The following is a 16,668-nucleotide window of genomic DNA, read 5'->3' as shown; positions in this document are numbered from 1 at the left end:
TACTCAGGTCAAGTCGGGTCGGGTCTGCGGGTTAAGGCTCAGCAGTTTGCGAATGAAATATGACACTCGCATGACTGCTTTGGAGGTCTTTCACTCGGTTGCGCCTTGAAATTTTCATGTCACGACCTTGTCATAAAAGGTTTTTAAAGTTCACTCCATCGAATCTTTCAACCCTAAGAGGTCGTTTCATGAAGTTGTCCTTGATTCACGTTCTGGTGGCTGGTGCTCTGTCTGCGGCGGGTATTGCCAACGCCAGCCAGGAAGCTACAGGTGCTGGTGCGAGCTTCCCGGCTCCTCTGTATTCCAAGTGGGCTGCCGACTATAACAAGGCAACCGGCGTCAAGATTAACTACCAGTCCGTGGGCTCCAGCGCCGGTGTCAAGCAGATCGATGCCAAGACCGTGGACTTCGGCGCCTCGGACGCTCCCCTGACCGATGAAGAGCTGAAGAAGAAGGGCCTGCTGCAGTTCCCCACCGTGATCGGCGGCATTGTTCCCGTGGTCAACATCAAGGGCGTGGCTCCCGGCCAGCTGAAGCTGTCGGGCCAGGTGTTGGGCGACATCTACCTGGGCAAGATCACCAAGTGGAACGATCCCGCCGTTGTCGCTCTGAACCCCGGCGTGGCGCTGCCTGATGCTGCCATCGCTCCCGTGCGCCGCGCTGACGGCTCCGGCACCACCTTCGGCTTCACCAACTACCTCTCCAAGGTCAACACCGAGTGGAAGGACAAGGTCGGCGAAGGCACGGCCGTGAACTGGCCCACCGGTGCCGGCGGCAAGGGTAACGAAGGCGTTGCCGCCTTTGTGGGCCGTCTGCCCAACTCCATCGGCTACGTCGAGTACGCCTATGTGAAGCAGAACAAGCTGACCTTCACACAGCTGCAGAACAAGGAAGGCGCTTTTGTCTCTCCTGACGACGATACCTTCAAGGCTGCCGCTGCCGGCGCCGACTGGGCCAAGAGCTTCTACCAGATCCTGACCAACCAGCCTGGCAAGAGCGCCTGGCCCATCACCTCGGCCACCTTCATCCTGATGCACAAGACTCAGGACAAGCCCGCCCAGGCCGCCACTTCGCTGAAGTTCTTCGAGTGGGCCTACAAGCAAGGTGACAAGACTGCCGCCGATCTGGACTACGTGCCCATGCCCGAGTCCGTCAAGAACGTGATCTACAAGTCCTGGAACGACATCAAGGACACTTCGGGTAAGGTTGTTTCCAAGTAATTTCGTGTCAACAGTGAGCAGCGGGCTGCCGTGCCGGACGGTATGTTCGCTGCTTGTTTCAACCCTTTGCGAATAAAGGCGCTCACGTGTCCACTACGTCGCCCTCCAGTTCGCTGGCTGCAGCCTCCACCGATGCCGCCAAGCGACGCTCTCCTTCTCCGCCACGTGCTCCGATGATCTCGGGACGTATGGCGGATCGTTTGTTTGGTGGCCTGGCACGCAGTGCAGCGATTCTGACGCTGGTGCTGCTGGTGGCCATCATGGGTTCGCTGATCATCGGTGCCTGGCCCGCCATCTCCGAATATGGTCTGGGCTTTCTGACCAGCAGTGTCTGGGACCCCGTCCAGAATCAGTACGGCGGCCTGGTCATGATTTACGGCACGCTGGCCACTTCGGCCATCGCGCTCCTCATTGCCGTGCCCGTTAGCTTCGGCATTGCCCTGTTTCTGACGGAACTCTCGCCCGCCTGGCTCAAGCGCCCTCTGGGCACGGCCATCGAGTTACTGGCCGCAGTTCCCTCCATTGTTTACGGCATGTGGGGCCTGATGGTGTTCGGCCCCGTGCTGGCCACCTACGTGCAACAGCCTCTGCAGAACTTGCTGAGCGGCGTGCCCTATCTGGGCGCTTTTGTCTCCGGCCCTCCCGTCGGTATCGGCATTCTGTCGGCCGGCATCATTCTGGCCATCATGATCATCCCCTTCATCGCCTCGGTGATGCGCGATGTGTTCGAGGTCACACCGGCGCTGCTCAAGGAGTCGGCCTACGGCCTGGGCTCCACAACCTGGGAAGTGGTCTGGAAAGTGGTGCTGCCCTATACCAAGACCGGCGTGCTGGGCGGCGTCATGCTGGGCCTGGGTCGTGCGCTGGGCGAGACCATGGCCGTGACCTTTGTGATCGGCAATATGAACCAGCTCAATTCCCTGTCCGTGTTCGAGGCTGCGAACAGCATCACCTCTGCCCTGGCCAATGAGTTCGCCGAAGCCGGCGAAGGCCTGCATCAGGCGTCGCTGATCTATCTGGGTCTGGTGCTGTTCTTCATCACCTTCGTGGTGCTGGCCCTGTCCAAGGTGCTGCTCAACCGCCTGCAGAAGAACGAAGGAGCACGCTCATGAGCCCGACCTCTACCTCCGCCAAGATGCTCGATGCGGCCGACCTGGCTGCGGTGCGTCAGGCCAAGTACGACAGGCGCAAGCGCCTCAATCAGCTTGCGCTGACCCTGTCCATGGCCGCCATGCTGTTCGGTGTCTTCTGGCTGGTCTGGATTCTCTGGGAAACCATTCGCCAGGGCGTGGGCGGTCTGAACTTCGCCCTGTTTACGCAGATGACGCCTCCTCCCAACGAAGAGGGCGGCATTGCCAACGCCATCTGGGGCTCGCTGATGATCGTGACGCTGGCCACTTTTGTCGGCACTCCGATCGGCGTGATGGCCGGCGTCTATCTGGCCGAGTACGACAAGAAGAGCTGGCTGGCTTCCACCACGCGCTTCGTCAACGACATTCTGCTGTCGGCACCTTCCATCGTCATCGGTCTGTTTGTCTATACCGTGGTGGTGGTGCGCTTCAAGAGCTTCTCCGGCATGGCCGGCGTGATCGCGCTGGCGCTGATCGTGATTCCCGTGGTCATCCGCACCACGGAAAACATGCTGGTGCTGGTTCCGGCCAGCCTGCGTGAAGCAGCTTATGCGCTGGGTACGCCCAAGTGGAAGGTCATCATCATGGTGACCTTGCGCGCAGCCCGCGCCGGCGTGATCACCGGCGTGCTGCTGGCAGTGGCCCGCATTGCTGGCGAGACCGCTCCACTGCTGTTCACGGCGCTGAACAACCAGTTCTGGAATGCGGACATGAGCAAGCCCATGGCCAGCTTGCCGGTCACCATCTTCAAATTTGCCATGAGCCCGTATGAGAACTGGCAGCAACTGGCCTGGGCCGGTGTCTTCCTCATCACTGTGGCTGTGCTGGGTCTGAATATCCTGGCGCGTTTCATCACCCGCCAGAAATAATTCGAAAGTTCAAGATCATGACTGCAACCACTGCTCCCGCCAACATCAAGCTGGCCGTGCGCGACCTGAACTTCTACTACGGCAAGTTTCACGCGCTGAAGAACATCAATCTTGATATTCCCGAGAAGAAGGTCACGGCCTTCATCGGCCCCTCGGGCTGCGGCAAGTCCACGCTGCTGCGCACCTTCAACCGCATGTTCGAGCTCTATCCCGAGCAGCGCGCCGAAGGTCAGATCATGCTGGACGGCGACAACCTGCTGACCAGCAAGCAGGATGTGGCCCTGATTCGTGCCAAGGTCGGCATGGTGTTCCAGAAGCCCACGCCGTTTCCCATGTCCATCTATGACAACATCGCTTTCGGCGTGAAGCTGTTCGAGAATCTCAACGCCTCGGACATGGACGACCGCGTGGAGTGGGCACTGCGCAAGGCGGCGCTGTGGAACGAAGTCAAGGACAAGCTGCAGCAAAGCGGCTCGGGCCTGTCGGGCGGGCAGCAGCAGCGTCTGTGCATCGCGCGCGGCATTGCCATCAAGCCCGAAGTGCTGCTGCTGGATGAGCCCTGCTCGGCGCTGGACCCCATCTCCACGGCCAAGATCGAAGAGCTGATTGCGGAGCTGAAGAACGACTACACCGTGGTCATCGTGACACACAACATGCAGCAGGCCGCCCGTTGCAGCGACTACACGGCCTATATGTATCTGGGGGATCTGGTGGAGTTTGGCGACACCGAAAAAATGTTCTTCAAGCCCCAGCGCAAGGAAACGGAAGACTACATCACAGGCCGCTTCGGCTAAGGACTTAAAAATGACAGAAAAACATTTGTCCACGCAGTTCGACTCCGAACTCAATCGTGTCTCTGCCCGCGTCATGGAGCTGGGCGGTCTGGTCGAGTCGCAGATCAGCAATGCCGTCTATGCACTGACCAGCTTCAGCACCGAGGCGGTTGAGCAGGTCATCAGCACCGAGCAGCGCGTCAACGCCATGGAGGTCGAGATCGACCATGAGCTGTCGTCCATCATTGCACGCCGCCAGCCCACGGCCCGCGACCTGCGCCTGCTGATCGCCTTCTCCAAGGCCACGGCCAACCTGGAGCGCATGGGCGACGAAGCCTGCAAGATGGCCCGCATGGTCAAGTCCATCATCGAAAGCGGCGCTGCCCGTTCGCTGCCCAGCGGCGAGTTGCGCATGGCGGCACAGATGGCTTCCGAGCTGCTGCGCAAGACCCTGGATGCCTTTGCCCGCCTGGACACCAAGGCGGCGGTTGCCATCTTGCGTGAAGACGATCTGATCGACGAAGAGTTCGACGGCTTTGTGCGCAAGCTCATCACCTACATGATGGAAGATCCGCGCACCATCTCCGCCAGCCTGGACCTGCTGTTCCTGGCCAAGGCCATCGAGCGTATCGGCGACCACTCCAAGAACGTGGCCGAGCTGATCATCTACCTGGTCGAGGGCAAGGATGTGCGCCATCAGACCATGGCTGAAATCGAATCTGCGGTGTTGTAAGACGGAGGCTACTCAGGGATGAAGAAGATGCCCATGGTCCTCATCGTGGAGGACGAACCTGCGATTGCAGAGTTGATCGCGGTCAATTTGAGGCATAACGGCTTCCAGCCCGTCTGGGCGGAAGACGGTGTTTCGGCGCAGCGCGAGCTTGATGCCGTGCTGCCCGACGTGATTTTGCTCGACTGGATGCTGCCCGGAGCCAGCGGCCTGTCACTGGCCCGCAAATGGCGCGCCGACAGCCGCACCAAGGCCGTGCCCATTCTCATGCTGACCGCGCGTGGCGACGAGCCCGACAAGGTGGCGGGCCTGGATGCCGGAGCTGATGACTACATCACCAAGCCTTTCTCCACACAGGAGCTGCTGGCCCGCATTCGTGCCGTGCTGCGCCGCCGTGCGCCTGAGCAGGTCCAGGACAAGGTCAGCATTGGCGAGCTGGTGCTGGATGCCGCAGCCCACCGCGTGAGCTGGCAGGGCGATCTGCTCAAGATCGGTCCCACCGAGTTCAAGCTGCTCAACTATCTGATGAAGCACCCCGAGCGCGTGCACAGCCGTGCGCAGTTGCTCGACAAGGTCTGGGGCGATCATGTCTTCATTGAAGAGCGCACCGTGGACGTGCACGTCAAGCGCTTGCGAGAATCGCTGGGTGTGGCGGGTGTTCTGATTGAGACCGTGCGCGGTGCGGGCTACCGTTTCAGCGCCCAGGCCATGGCCTGACAGCACTTCCCCCCGAACCTCGGCCCGGCCTGGCTGGGTCGTCAAAAATCACAACTGAAAGCAAATATGGGGTGGCGTGGTTTTCGATTGTTGGCTTCTCAGGTCGCGGCAGCCGTGGTGGTATGGCTGCTGTGGGCCTATCTCGTTGCACCCGATGCGACGGTGCTGCAGCAATGCGTGGCGGCCATGACGGGCGCCTTGATCGGCGGCTGGATATGGTGGCTGGTGGACAGCTGGAATGGCGCACGGCTGCTGCACTGGCTGCGTCAGTCGGAGCTGGGCGCGGTGCCCAATCTGGCGGGTATCTGGGGCGAGGCTAGCGTGCGCATGCGCCGCTGGATTCGCCAGAGCGTGCAGCAGGTGCAGCAGGGCGACCAGCGGCTCAATGACATTCTGTCTGCCTTGCAGGCCAGTCCCAATGGTGTGGTGCTGCTCGATGCACAGGGCCGCATCGAATGGTGCAATCAGATTTCCGCCAGGCAGTTTGGCTTTGATGCCGAGCGCGATGTGCTGCAAAGCATCGGTAATCTGGTGCGAGATCCTCAGTTCAGTGCCTATTTTGCGGCGCAGGACTTCAGCCATGATCTGGTCATGCAGGGGCGCGAAAGCACACCTTCGCGGCCGGTCAAGCTGTCGGTCCAGCTCTACGGCTACGGTGAAGGGCGCAAGCTGCTGTTGGCACGCGATGTGACGGCGCTGGAGCAGGCCGAGGCCATGCGCCGTGACTTCGTGGCCAATGTCTCCCACGAAATCCGCACGCCTCTGACCGTGCTGGCCGGTTTTGTCGAGACCCTGCAGAACCTGCCGCTCGAGGAAGACGAGCGCAGGCGCTATCTGGAGCTGATGGCCCAGCAGGCCGAGCGCATGCAGCATCTGGTGGAAGACTTGCTGACCTTGTCGCGCCTGGAGGGAAGCCCGCTGCCCAGCAACAATGACTGGGTGTCGGTGGCGCAGTTGCTCAATCGCTGCGAGAACGAGGCTCGTGGGCTCTCCAATGCCTTGACGCGCAAGCAGGCCAAACCCCATGTACTGAACTTTCCTGATGAGCAGGCGCTGCGGCAGGCCGGAGATCTGGCAGGCGCGAGCGCAGAACTGCACAGCGCGTTTTCCAATCTGCTGGCCAATGCCATGCGCTACACGCCGGCCGGCGGGCAGATCGATGTGCGCTGGCAACTGCTGCCCGATGGATCGGCCCGCTTTGCCGTCAAGGACTCCGGTCCCGGCATCGACGAAAAGCATGTGTCGCGTCTGACGGAGCGCTTTTATCGCGTGGATCGCAGCCGCTCACGCGACACAGGCGGCACCGGCCTGGGGCTGGCCATCGTCAAGCATGTGCTGCAGCGGCATGGCGCCAGGCTCAGTATCCAGAGTGAGTTGGGCAAGGGTTCGGAATTCGCCGTCACCTTCCCGCCCAGCCGTGTGCGGGCAGCTGCTGAAGTACCTGCCAAGGCACTTTCTCATTAGGAGGCGTTAGGCTGGGCCTGCGGCTTTGGAGGTCGTATGGCTCTGTGCAAAATGCTGCTGAAGGCCATGGCCGTGACAAACAGGGCTGCCGCGCTGCAAACCCAGAAGGGCATGGGCGTGGCCTGCCAGTCCAGCCAGCCTTCGGCTGCTTGCCATCGGTAGGTCAGCCAGTAGCCAAGGCCCAGGCCGCCGCCCCACAGCAGCAGGCAATAGATCACCAGAGGCGCCACGGTCACGCGATAGCAGCGCAGCACGAAAATGCAATAGGTCTGCACGCAGTCCGCCACATGGTATGCAGCCACGCAGATCAGCAGCCAGGACGTCATTGCCAGCACCCGCGGGGAGTCGGTGTAGATGTCTGCAATCCAGGTGCGAGCGATAAAGAGCGTAGCTGCTGTCGCAATACCGATGAGCAGAGCAAGCTTGAAACACTGTTGAATCAACGTCCTGGCCTGGGCTTCGTCACCGGCGCCGCGCCAGTAGCTGACGCGAGCGCTGGTCGCAATGGCCAGAGACAGCGGCACCATATAGCAGATGGCTGCCAGATTGGCGGCGATCTGGTGGCTGGCAGACGAGAGCGAGCCCTGCCTTGCCACATACAGGGCCATGAGGGTGAAGGAGGTGACTTCCACCAGAATGGCCAGGCCTGCAGGGATGCCAAGGCTGCAGAAGCGGCCCAGTTGCCGCCAGTCAGGGCGCTCCAGCCTCTGCCAAAGCGCCAGCGGAGCATAGAAATCCTGAGTGCGCATCAGCCACAGGGCCACGGCAAACATGGTGTAGTTGACCAGCAGCGTGGCCAGTGCGCAGCCCACTGCTCCCAGGGGGGCAAGGCCCAGTCCGCCAAAGGTGAACCAGATGGACAAGGGAATCTTGATCAGCAGCGAGATGAGTTGCAGCCAGGTGACCAGCTTGGGGTGGCCCAGCGCCTGGTTGAGCGCGCTGTAGATGCGAAACAGCAGCGCCGGCGGCAAGCCCCAGGCCAGTACGGCGAGATAGCGCTTGACCTCCAGCTGCAGCGCATCGGGCACATCGGTCCAGCGCAGCAGTGCGCCGGGCATGAGCAGCACCGCCATGCCAAGCACGCAGGCCAGTGCACACAGATACATGGACTGGCGCAGCGAATGGCCGATGGCCTGCGGCTGACCGGCACCCCGCTGTTCGGACCACAAGGGCAGAAGAGCCTGGAAAATGCCCATCAGCGAGGCATAGACACTGATGAAAATGGCCGACCCTACGGAGAGGGCGGCCACGGCATCGTTGGAATAGCGGCTTGCCACGATGGTATCGGTGGTGCCAAAGGCCATGACGGCCAGCTGTCCGGCCAGCACGGTGCCTGCATGCCGGCCTATGTACTGCAATTCGCCCTTCATGGGGCTTTGGGGCCGCTGTACTTGAGCAGTACTAGGACTTCCTTTTGGCCCGCCAGACGGGTGATGCGGCTGACCTCATTCCAGCCTTGACGCAGCTTGCGATTGTGATCGCCCGCCCAGCGGTCTGCGTCGACCAGTGCCCAGCCGCAGTCGCCGGGATTGCTGCGGCGCAATAGCGCCGTATCCACATGGGTGTAGTAGCGCACGGCCGCAATCTGCGAACGGCCCAGGCCGTAGGTCAGCACGCAGCTTGTGGCACCGTTCTGCTTGAGTTCGCCACCCAGCTGCGTCATCTGGAATTGATAGCTGCGAGCATGATCCAGTGGCTCCATCCAGAGTGTGGACAGCAGCACCCAGCTCAGTGTGGCGCCGCCGGCCGGGAGCACCAGGCTCTTCCAGATGGCTGCGCGATTGCGCGAGGTGCGCCAGATCACCAGCACAAACCAGCCGGCAGTGGCGATCAGCGCCACGATGACCGTGGGCCAGGAGATGCTTGCTTCGAATTGCGGAGCCAGACGCGCAATATTGGCAGCGATCTTGGGTGGAAATCCCGTTTGAAATGCCAGCCAGACCACCCAGATGGCAATTGCGGATGCCGTAAAGAACAGCAGCGTGAACCAGTCGATCAGCGCGCTGATGCTGCGGCGGAAAGTGGGCAGGGCGAAGGCGGCCAGGGTGGCGATGGCGGGAAGTCCCAGCAGCAGTGCCCGATCGGCAGGGGTGCTGCTCAGGCAGGCAGCCACAGGGACTGTGGCAAACAGCAGGGCGATGGACAGATGCGGGTTGTGGCCGGGGTAGGCAATCTGGCGGCGCCAGACCCACAGCGTCCACAAAGCCAGGGGCCAGGCAGGCCAGCAGAACCACAGCAGCAGTTGCAGCAAGGCATCCCAGTCCTTGAACGAGTCCACCAGATGCCAGACCCATTGATCCAGGGCCGTGGTCAGGCTGGCTGCGAGCACCGTGGCGGCCAGCCAGGCTGCGGCCCAGGTGCGGGCCTGACGGTGGGCACGGCCGGGATTGTCGCCCCAGCTGCGCTGTGTGAAGGCGATCACGCTGCCGCCAAGACCGAACAGCACGGAAAGAGTGGGGGCGCCGCTCAGGGCCAATCCCAGCAGGCCGAATAGCAGTGCCCCGGCTGACTTCCTGGGGTGATAGGCCATGGCCGCAGCTGCAAAAAACAGCAGCGCCGTGCAGCCCAGCTGCGTGACATAGCTGGTGGTTTCATGCGAGAGCTGGGCCAGGCCCAGGCAGGCAACCAGGGCCAGCAAAGCCGCATCGGCCATGGCGCGGGCATAGTCGATCAGCTGGGCTTCCCCGCCAAAGGCAAAGGCCACGGGCTGCGCCCCGGGGGTGCGTGCCAGGTAATAGGCTCCCCACCAGGTGGCGCCCAGGGTCACGATCAGCAAGGCGATGAAGGGTAGGCGCGCCGCCATCTCGGCGCCGAGCAGCCACTCGAAACCCTGCAAGGACAAGGCACCCAGCCAGTAGGGAAGCAGACCGTCCATGCTGGGAGCCAGGCCCGAGAGCTTGGGGGCCAGCCAGTCGGTCTTGCCCAGCGCCAGCTCGCGCATATAGCCAAAGGCCTCCATGTCGTTGGAGCGCCAGGGGCCACGCATGACAAAGCCGGGGATCACATAGGCCAGGCACAGCAAAAGCAGGGCCCAGCGCGGCAGGCGGCGTACAGCGCTTTGGGCAACGATGGCAGGTGTGGGCTGGTTCACGCAATCAATCCAGTAGCGGCTGTGCGAATTTGCACGGCCAGATCAGGCGAAAGCGCTTGAGGTCAAAGCGCTTGGTGCTCCGATGATAGGAGCATTGGGATTCCGTGGGGCGACACCCCAAAAAGAAAAAGGCAGCACGGTTGCCCGGGCTGCCTTTTCAGCAAAAAAGTAAGAATTACTTCTTGCCGAAGCGGTTGCGGAACTTCTCCACGCGGCCACCCATGTTGTCCACCGACTTTTGTGTGCCAGTGTAGAAGGGGTGCGATTCAGAAGTGGTATCCAGCTTGAACAGAGGGTACTCTTTACCTTCGAAGTTTTCGGTTTCCTTGGTGGAAACGCAAGAACGAGTCACGAACTTGAAGCCGTTGGACATGTCAACGAACAGAACTTCGCGGTAATTGGGGTGAATGCCTTCTTTCATGATCTTTCCTTTGGTCAAGTGCGGGAGCCGCACCAGCCTGTCCGGTGTACTTTCCGCATAAAAGCTCTCCATTATTGCACACAATGAGAAAACAGTACCGTATGCGTCGGCAGGCTGCGGTGTGCGTTCAGCTTGCAAACCATGGCCAATCGCTTCGGTGGAAGGCCTGATCCAGGCAAGGCTGCAGAGTTCTTCTAGCTGCTGCAGCCCGGTGCTTGGAGCCGGCTTGCGCATGCCGGAGCGCTTCTGGCTGCGGGAGCTTGATGTGGCTCAACTCCCGGCAGGTCGTGACTATGCAACAACTTCTGCAGCGCATAAGATGTTGCGTTATTGCCATGCAGCAAAAAGGGGCCGCTATGGTTGACCGCAAGGCCGAAGCTCAGTTCAGTTCCAGCCAGCAGCTTGATCAAGCTGTGCGTGCGATGTGGGCGCAGCAGTGGCTGTCGGTTTCCCCCGAGTCCCAATGGCAGGCCTGGCTGGATTGGGCTGGCAATCTTGCCATCAGCCCGGGAAAGCGTCTGGATCTGGCAAGGCTGGCGCTGGAGGAATGGGCCAGGCTTTGTTATGGCGGCCCACAGACGCAGGAGGCGGAGCGTCTCTTTCAGGCTCCTGAATGGAAGCAATGGCCGTTCAATGTCATCAGTGCGGGCTTTGCCGCTCAGCAACGCTGGTGGCAGGCTGCCAGCCAAGGCGTTCCGGGTGTTGAAAGACACCACGAGCGTCTGGTTGGGTTCTGGGGAAGGCAGTGGCTGGATATGCTTTCGCCCGCGAACTTTTTTGCCACCAACCCGATAGTTCTGGAGCGCACCGTCAAAGAGGGCGGGGCGAATCTGGTGCGTGGCTTCCAGTACCTGATGGAAGATGTGCATGCGCAGCTCGCAAACACGCCGCCTGCGGGTTGCGAGGGGTTTCAGGTGGGGCGCGATGTGGCCGTCACCGCTGGCAAGGTGGTGCTGCGCAACCAGCTGATGGAACTGATCCAGTACGCGCCGACCACCGACAAGGTCCATCCCGAGCCGGTATTGATCATGCCGGCCTGGATCATGAAGTACTACATCCTGGATCTCTCGCCACACAATTCGCTGATCAGGTATCTGGTCGATCAGGGACATACGGTGTTCTGCGTCTCCTGGAAGAACCCCGATGCCGGAGATCGAGATCTGGGCATGGACGACTATGTCGAGCTGGGCTGGCGTGCTGCGCTGGATGCCGTCACGGCCATCGTTCCGGGGCAGAAGGTGCATGCCGCTGGCTATTGTCTGGGCGGCACGCTGCTCGCCATCGTGGCCGCTGCCATGGCGCGCGATGGAGACGAGCGTCTGGCATCGATGACCTTGCTGGCCGCGCAGACCGATTTCACCGAACCTGGCGAGCTGGCGCTGTTCATCGACGAAGCGCAGGTCAGCCTGCTTGAGGCCCAGATGGCCCAGCAAGGCTATCTGCGCGCCGATCAGATGGCGGGCGCATTCTTGATGCTGCGCTCCCATGATCTGCTGTGGTCGCGCATGGTCAGTCAATACCTGCTGGGCGAGCGGGCGCCGATGAGCGATCTCATGGCCTGGAATGCCGACGCAACGCGCATGCCTGCCAGGATGCACTCGCAATACCTGCGCCGTCTGTTTCTGGATAACGATCTCAGTGAAAGCCGCTATCCGGTCGATGGCAAGCCGGTCTCGCTCCTCAATCTGCAAGTGCCCATCTTCTGTGTGGGAACGCTCACCGATCATGTAGCGCCTTGGCAATCGGTATTCAAACTGCATCACCACACTGCGGCTGAAATCACCTTTGTGCTGACGAGTGGCGGCCACAACGCCGGCATTGTCAGCGAGCCAGGTCATCCGCGACGCCGTTATCAGTTGCTTACTCGGCCTGTCGGCGCCCAGGACATTGTCGCCCAGCAGTGGCAGCAAGAGGCCGAGCAGCGCCAGGGCTCCTGGTGGCCGGCATGGGACGAGTGGCTCAAAAACAGATCCGGCACACCGATAGCTCCGCCGCGTATGGGCGGTACGAGCGGCGGGCTCTTGCATGACGCTCCGGGCCAGTACGTGCTCGGGCATTGAGTTTTCAAAAGCCGTTTGGTCACGGTGATATGCCGGACGGTTCGCCAGCCTCTCGATAGGCACCACCATCACCATAGGGAGAACGATATGAGCATTCAAGCGACCCCCCTGAATCTGTTCAAGGCCAATGCCGAGCTGCAGCTGCGCATCGCTCAGCTCATGCGTGAAAGTGGCCATCGCTGGCTGGCAGCCGCGCAGCAGACCAGTGCTGCAGGCATCAGTGAAACCACGGCGGAGCTGCAAAGCCTGCTGCGTGCCGAAGACTGGCAATCACTGGCCAGTCTGCCCGCCGAGGCTTTCATGCGCAGGCTCGAAGATCGCATGAGTGATGCCAAGAGCGCCAGCGATATCGCAATCAAGAACCAGCAGGCTTTTGCCAGCGGTCTGCAGCAGGCCCTGGAGGCCTGGCAAAAATCTGTAGCCGAGGCCCTGCGTGCAGACGGCGCGCCCAATCTGCCCGCTTTGCCACTGCAGGACATCTTCAAGCAATGGCTGTCTGCCTGGGCGCCGGCAACTCAGGACCCCGCTCAGGCCAAGAGCGGCAAAGCGGCGCAGAAGTAGGCAACAGGCTGGCGCAGCTTCAGCTAAAGATGGCGGCGCTGCTGCCTCCGGGCCGGCTGGTCAGCTGGCTTTTCATTGCAAAAAATCAGGTGTTTTCGGCGTTTTGTGTTGAACCATGAAGCGCTGGAAGCTATTGTTTTTGAATCTTCTTGAGAGAGAAGATTGTGACTTCGGGAGCACGACATGAGCAAACCCAGCGGGGTCGGTCCGTCGACCAACGGGTCTGTTGATCCTTTTGCGTGGTGGCGGGCCGCCGGGACCTATGCGGTGGACGCCGCTCAACGTGCCGTGCTGTATGCCGACATCGAGCGGCAGGTGGGCGACCAGTACCGGACTCAGCGTGAGGCCAGGATGCCGAACGTGCTGCATTTCCCCGCTGAATTCGTGATGTCGGGGCTGGACCTCCCAAGACCTGTCAACTATGGCCTGGTGCGCATTCAGGCGTCCGAAGATCGACCTGCCGACCCCGCCAAGCGTCCATTCGTCGTGATAGATCCACGCGCCGGGCATGGCCCGGGCATAGGTGGCTTCAAGCCTCATAGCGAGATCGGTGCGGCGCTGGAGGCCGGTCACCCTTGCTACTTCGTCGGTTTTCTGCCTGATCCCGTACCTGGTCAGACGGTGGAGGACGTGATGCGTGCCGAGGCCGCGTTCATGCGTCGCGTGGCCGAGCTTCACCCCGAGAGTGAAGGCAAGCCAGCAGTCATCGGCAACTGCCAGGCGGGCTGGCAGATCCTGATGACGGCCGCTGTCTGGCCCGAGCTGTTCGGGCCCATCATTGTTGCCGGAGCGCCCCTCTCGTACTGGGCCGGTGACAATCCCATGCGTTATTCGGGCGGGCTTCTCGGGGGGAGCTGGATGACGGCTCTGGCCAGTGATCTGGGTAACGGCCGCTTCGACGGCGCCCATCTGGTGCAGAACTTCGAGCAGCTCGATCCGGCCAACACGCTCTGGAGCAAGCAGTACAAGGTCTATGCGAATGTCGACACTGAAGCCGAGCGCTATATAGGCTTCGAGAAATACTGGGGCGGCTATGTCTTCCTCAACGATGTGGAGATGCAGTACATCGTCGACAATCTGTTCATAGGCAACAGGCTGTCGACGGCCCAGTTGCTGACATCGGATGGGGTGCGCATCGATCTGCGCAATATCCGCTCGCCCATCCTGGTGTTCTGCTCCTATGGCGACAACATCACGCCGCCGGCCCAGGCCCTGGGCTGGATCACCGATTTGTACGCCAGCGACGACGACGTGCGCGCTCATGACCAGACCATCATCTTCAGCACGCACGACAGCATCGGTCATCTGGGCATCTTTGTTTCGGGCACCGTCGGCAGCAAGCAGCACCGCAAGTTCGCCAGTGCCATCGAGCAGATCAATCTGCTGCCGGCAGGCATCTATCGCGCCAGCGTTGACGATGCCACGAAGCAGGAGCAAAAGCTGCTCCATGATCCTTATCTGTTGAGCATCCGTGCCAGCGGCATCGATGAAGTGCGCGATATCGTCAAGCCCGATCCCGAGTCCGATCGCCGTTTCGACGCGGCGGCCCGGGTATCCGACATCAACCTGGCTCTGTACCGCAGCATGTGGCAACCCTGGGTGCGTGCGCTGAGCACTTCCCAATCGGCACACTGGTTGCAGACCTTGCATCCCATGCGCCTGCAATTCGAGGCATGGAGCAGCCAGCACCCGCTGGCTTGCCTGATACGCAGCAGCGCCGAATACATACGCGAACATCGCCAGCCCGTGGATGAAGCCAATCCCTGGTGGCAGATGCAGCAGCGGTGCTCGGCCGCGCTGGATCGCGCTCTCGATGATTTCCGCGACCGGCGAGATCATATCTACGCCTTGTGGTTCGACATGCTCTATGGCTCGCCGCTCATGCAGGCGCTGGCCGGGCATGCTTATGGCGAGAGCGCAGCGGTGCGCCAGCATCCTGGCTCCACCCCAGAGCATCTGGCGCTGATGGCGGGCAGGCAGCGACAGATAGAGAGCAGTGTGGATCAAGGGGGCGTGCTTGAAGCCACGCTGCGCGGCTTGCTGAACGTGCTGTCCCGGCGCCGCGCTGTGGACGAGCGCTACTACCATCTGGCTGCGCAATTGCTGGAGCAGCAAGCACCTGGGCGCTGGAGTCTGGCCGAGCTGCGAGCCGCCATCCGCGAGCAGACCCTGGTGATGAGGCAATGCGGCAGCGCCGCCATCGAAGCCATTCCCGGCCTGCTCAAGAACACGCCTGCCGACACCATCCGCAAGGCCGGCGAAGCCATCACCCAGATGGCAGCCATCGATAAGGAGCCTGGCGCCGAGGAGGATGCCGTGAAGCATGCCTTGCAGCAGGTGCAGGCCTTGTTCGAGCAGGCCGCGCTGGCGCAGCAGCCTCGTATCCAGGCACCTCTGGAGCTGGCGCCGGCTCCGGTGCAGACTCCTGCAGCACCCCAGCGGGCTGCGGTTGCTGCGCGACGTAAACCGGCCGCACCACGCGGCAAGAAAGGAGTGCGATGAGTCAAGCGAGCCCAGACATGACGCTGCAGCCGTTTGAGGGCATAAACGTCGGCGACAGCCTGCGCGTCACCGTTGCCTCCCGTGACGCGAGCACGCTGACGCTGCTCTGCGCCCACGATGCACAGCCTCGGCAGCCATCCTCGCAGCAAGCGGTTTCCATGCCATCAGGCGGCGCAGCGCAGCCGCTTGACGTTGCCTCACATCACGGCCTGACCCGGCTGCTGGCGGCTGTCAAGGAGCTGCCCCCGGTTCGCGTGGGGGTCGTCCATCCCTGCGATGCCACCAGCCTGTCCGCAGCGCTTGACGCGCATCGGCTGGGGCTGATCGAGCCGGTCCTGATTGCTCCGCGCGCCAGGCTGGAGGCGGTTGCTCTTGCGCAGGGGATCGAGCTGCAGGGCCTGCGCATCGAGGACGTGCCGCACAGTCATGCAGCAGCCGAGCGCGGTGCCAGACTTGCCGCCGGCGGCGAAGTCGAGGCACTGATGAAAGGCAGCTTGCATACCGACGAGCTGATGGCGGCTGTTGTTGCCGGCAGTGCCGGGTTGCGCACCAAGAGGCGTGTGAGCCATTGCTTTGTGTTGCAGACGGCCAGCTACCCACGCCCCTTCATCGTCACCGACGCTGCCATCAACCTGGCCCCCGATCTGTTGCAGAAGGCCGATATCGCGCGCAATGCCATCGAGCTGGCACAGGTTCTGGGTGTGGCCAAGCCCAGGCTCGCCATCCTCGCCGCCGTCGAGACGGTCAACCCCAACATGCCCGCGACACTGGATGCTGCCGCACTGTGCAAGATGGCCGACCGAGGCCAGATCACCGGAGGCGTGCTGGACGGACCGCTGGCTTTCGACAATGCAGTCTCCATCGAGGCCGCGCGCACCAAGGGCATCACGTCTCCAGTGGCCGGTCAGGCCGACATCCTGCTGGTGCCCGACCTGGAAAGCGGCAATATGCTGGCCAAGCAGCTGATGTACCTGGGGGGCGCTGCCAGCGCGGGCATCGTGCTCGGGGCCAAGGTGCCCATCGTGCTGACCAGCCGCGCCGATTCGCGCGAATCCCGCATTGCATCCTGCGCGATAGCGCTGCTGCTCGCACATCACTATCGGCAGACGCCGCCCTGAAATACATGGCCG

14 protein-coding genes are annotated in these 16,668 nt (G+C 61.9%); 11 read left to right on the top strand and 3 right to left on the bottom strand.

From position 1 onward, the window contains the following. The first annotated feature begins 188 nt into the window (after positions 1–188). The 7 genes from pstS (at position 189) to phoR (ending at position 6,903) form a co-directional block, all read left to right on the top strand. Positions 189–1,220, top strand: coding sequence for a phosphate ABC transporter substrate-binding protein PstS (gene pstS, locus CTR2_RS18735; RefSeq protein WP_087081939.1), 1,032 nt, complete (start codon positions 189–191; stop codon positions 1,218–1,220). Between the two features lie 173 nt (positions 1,221–1,393). Next, complete coding sequence (gene pstC / locus CTR2_RS18730) at positions 1,394–2,332, top strand: phosphate ABC transporter permease PstC (RefSeq protein WP_087081941.1); 939 nt, start codon at positions 1,394–1,396, stop codon at positions 2,330–2,332. Next, positions 2,329–3,219, top strand: coding sequence for a phosphate ABC transporter permease PstA (gene pstA, locus CTR2_RS18725; protein ID WP_087081942.1), 891 nt, complete (start codon positions 2,329–2,331; stop codon positions 3,217–3,219). The genes pstC and pstA overlap by 4 nt, the downstream gene beginning before the upstream one ends. A 17-nt stretch (positions 3,220–3,236) precedes the next feature. Beyond that, positions 3,237–4,013: a phosphate ABC transporter ATP-binding protein PstB gene (gene pstB / locus CTR2_RS18720; RefSeq protein WP_003080251.1), complete on the top strand. Its 777-nt coding sequence runs from the start codon at positions 3,237–3,239 to the stop codon at positions 4,011–4,013. 10 nt (positions 4,014–4,023) lie between these two features. Next, the gene (gene phoU / locus CTR2_RS18715; RefSeq protein WP_003067322.1) at positions 4,024–4,725 is read left to right on the top strand and encodes a phosphate signaling complex protein PhoU; all 702 of its coding nucleotides are present in this window, start codon (positions 4,024–4,026) and stop codon (positions 4,723–4,725) included. 18 nt (positions 4,726–4,743) lie between these two features. Then, on the top strand, positions 4,744–5,439 hold the full coding sequence (gene phoB, locus CTR2_RS18710) for a phosphate regulon transcriptional regulator PhoB (protein WP_003053455.1): 696 nt from the start codon (positions 4,744–4,746) through the stop codon (positions 5,437–5,439). An 87-nt stretch (positions 5,440–5,526) separates the two neighbouring features. Next, the gene (gene phoR / locus CTR2_RS18705; RefSeq protein ID WP_087081944.1) at positions 5,527–6,903 is read left to right on the top strand and encodes a phosphate regulon sensor histidine kinase PhoR; all 1,377 of its coding nucleotides are present in this window, start codon (positions 5,527–5,529) and stop codon (positions 6,901–6,903) included. Here the strand turns inward: phoR and CTR2_RS18700 are convergent. The 3 genes from CTR2_RS18700 to CTR2_RS18690 all read right to left on the bottom strand — a co-directional run bounded on the left by CTR2_RS18700 (position 6,900) and on the right by CTR2_RS18690 (position 10,415). Next, positions 6,900–8,273 carry an MATE family efflux transporter gene (locus CTR2_RS18700; RefSeq protein ID WP_087081946.1) on the bottom strand — a complete coding sequence of 458 codons (1,374 nt, stop codon included), beginning with the start codon at positions 8,271–8,273 and terminating at the stop codon, positions 6,900–6,902. The genes phoR and CTR2_RS18700 overlap by 4 nt on opposite strands. Further along, positions 8,270–9,994, bottom strand: coding sequence for a hypothetical protein (locus tag CTR2_RS18695; RefSeq protein WP_087081948.1), 1,725 nt, complete (start codon positions 9,992–9,994; stop codon positions 8,270–8,272). The genes CTR2_RS18700 and CTR2_RS18695 overlap by 4 nt, the downstream gene beginning before the upstream one ends. Before the next feature lie 175 nt (positions 9,995–10,169). Continuing rightward, entirely contained in the window at positions 10,170–10,415 is a 246-nt protein-coding gene (locus tag CTR2_RS18690; protein ID WP_003053459.1) for a type B 50S ribosomal protein L31, read from the bottom strand. 356 nt (positions 10,416–10,771) lie between these two features. On the opposite strand from CTR2_RS18690, the gene CTR2_RS18685 reads away from it, so the two are divergent. The 4 genes from CTR2_RS18685 to CTR2_RS18670 all read left to right on the top strand — a co-directional run bounded on the left by CTR2_RS18685 (position 10,772) and on the right by CTR2_RS18670 (position 16,656). After that, a complete protein-coding gene (locus tag CTR2_RS18685) occupies positions 10,772–12,475 on the top strand; it encodes a PHA/PHB synthase family protein (RefSeq protein WP_087081950.1) in 1,704 nt (567 codons plus the stop codon). Between the two features lie 87 nt (positions 12,476–12,562). After that, positions 12,563–13,036, top strand: coding sequence for a phasin family protein (locus CTR2_RS18680; protein ID WP_087081952.1), 474 nt, complete (start codon positions 12,563–12,565; stop codon positions 13,034–13,036). Between the two features lie 183 nt (positions 13,037–13,219). Beyond that, on the top strand, positions 13,220–15,538 hold the full coding sequence (locus CTR2_RS18675) for a DUF3141 domain-containing protein (RefSeq protein WP_087081954.1): 2,319 nt from the start codon (positions 13,220–13,222) through the stop codon (positions 15,536–15,538). Further along, entirely contained in the window at positions 15,535–16,656 is a 1,122-nt protein-coding gene (locus CTR2_RS18670) for a bifunctional enoyl-CoA hydratase/phosphate acetyltransferase (protein WP_087081956.1), read from the top strand. The genes CTR2_RS18675 and CTR2_RS18670 overlap by 4 nt, the downstream gene beginning before the upstream one ends. The last annotated feature ends 12 nt before the right edge of the window (positions 16,657–16,668 follow it).

Source organism: Comamonas thiooxydans (genome assembly GCF_002157685.2).
GTDB classification, from domain to species: Bacteria; Pseudomonadota; Gammaproteobacteria; order Burkholderiales; family Burkholderiaceae_C; genus Comamonas; species Comamonas testosteroni_H.
Note: the sequence above shows the minus strand (reverse complement) of the source record. Positions and strands in the feature narration are given on the sequence as shown.

What these genes read in the sequence shown, in the direction of transcription:
- pstS (WP_087081939.1), top strand. Translation starts at nt 189, where the DNA reads ATGAAGTTGTCCTTGATTCACGTTCTGGTGGCTGGTGCTCTGTCTGCG.
- pstC (WP_087081941.1), top strand. Translation starts at nt 1,394, where the DNA reads ATGATCTCGGGACGTATGGCGGATCGTTTGTTTGGTGGCCTGGCACGC.
- pstA (WP_087081942.1), top strand. Translation starts at nt 2,329, where the DNA reads ATGAGCCCGACCTCTACCTCCGCCAAGATGCTCGATGCGGCCGACCTG.
- pstB (WP_003080251.1), top strand. Translation starts at nt 3,237, where the DNA reads ATGACTGCAACCACTGCTCCCGCCAACATCAAGCTGGCCGTGCGCGAC.
- phoU (WP_003067322.1), top strand. Translation starts at nt 4,024, where the DNA reads ATGACAGAAAAACATTTGTCCACGCAGTTCGACTCCGAACTCAATCGT.
- phoB (WP_003053455.1), top strand. Translation starts at nt 4,744, where the DNA reads ATGAAGAAGATGCCCATGGTCCTCATCGTGGAGGACGAACCTGCGATT.
- CTR2_RS18700 (WP_087081946.1), bottom strand. Translation starts at nt 8,273, where the DNA reads ATGAAGGGCGAATTGCAGTACATAGGCCGGCATGCAGGCACCGTGCTG.
- CTR2_RS18690 (WP_003053459.1), bottom strand. Translation starts at nt 10,415, where the DNA reads ATGAAAGAAGGCATTCACCCCAATTACCGCGAAGTTCTGTTCGTTGAC.
- CTR2_RS18685 (WP_087081950.1), top strand. Translation starts at nt 10,772, where the DNA reads ATGGTTGACCGCAAGGCCGAAGCTCAGTTCAGTTCCAGCCAGCAGCTT.
- CTR2_RS18680 (WP_087081952.1), top strand. Translation starts at nt 12,563, where the DNA reads ATGAGCATTCAAGCGACCCCCCTGAATCTGTTCAAGGCCAATGCCGAG.
- CTR2_RS18675 (WP_087081954.1), top strand. Translation starts at nt 13,220, where the DNA reads ATGAGCAAACCCAGCGGGGTCGGTCCGTCGACCAACGGGTCTGTTGAT.
- CTR2_RS18670 (WP_087081956.1), top strand. Translation starts at nt 15,535, where the DNA reads ATGAGTCAAGCGAGCCCAGACATGACGCTGCAGCCGTTTGAGGGCATA.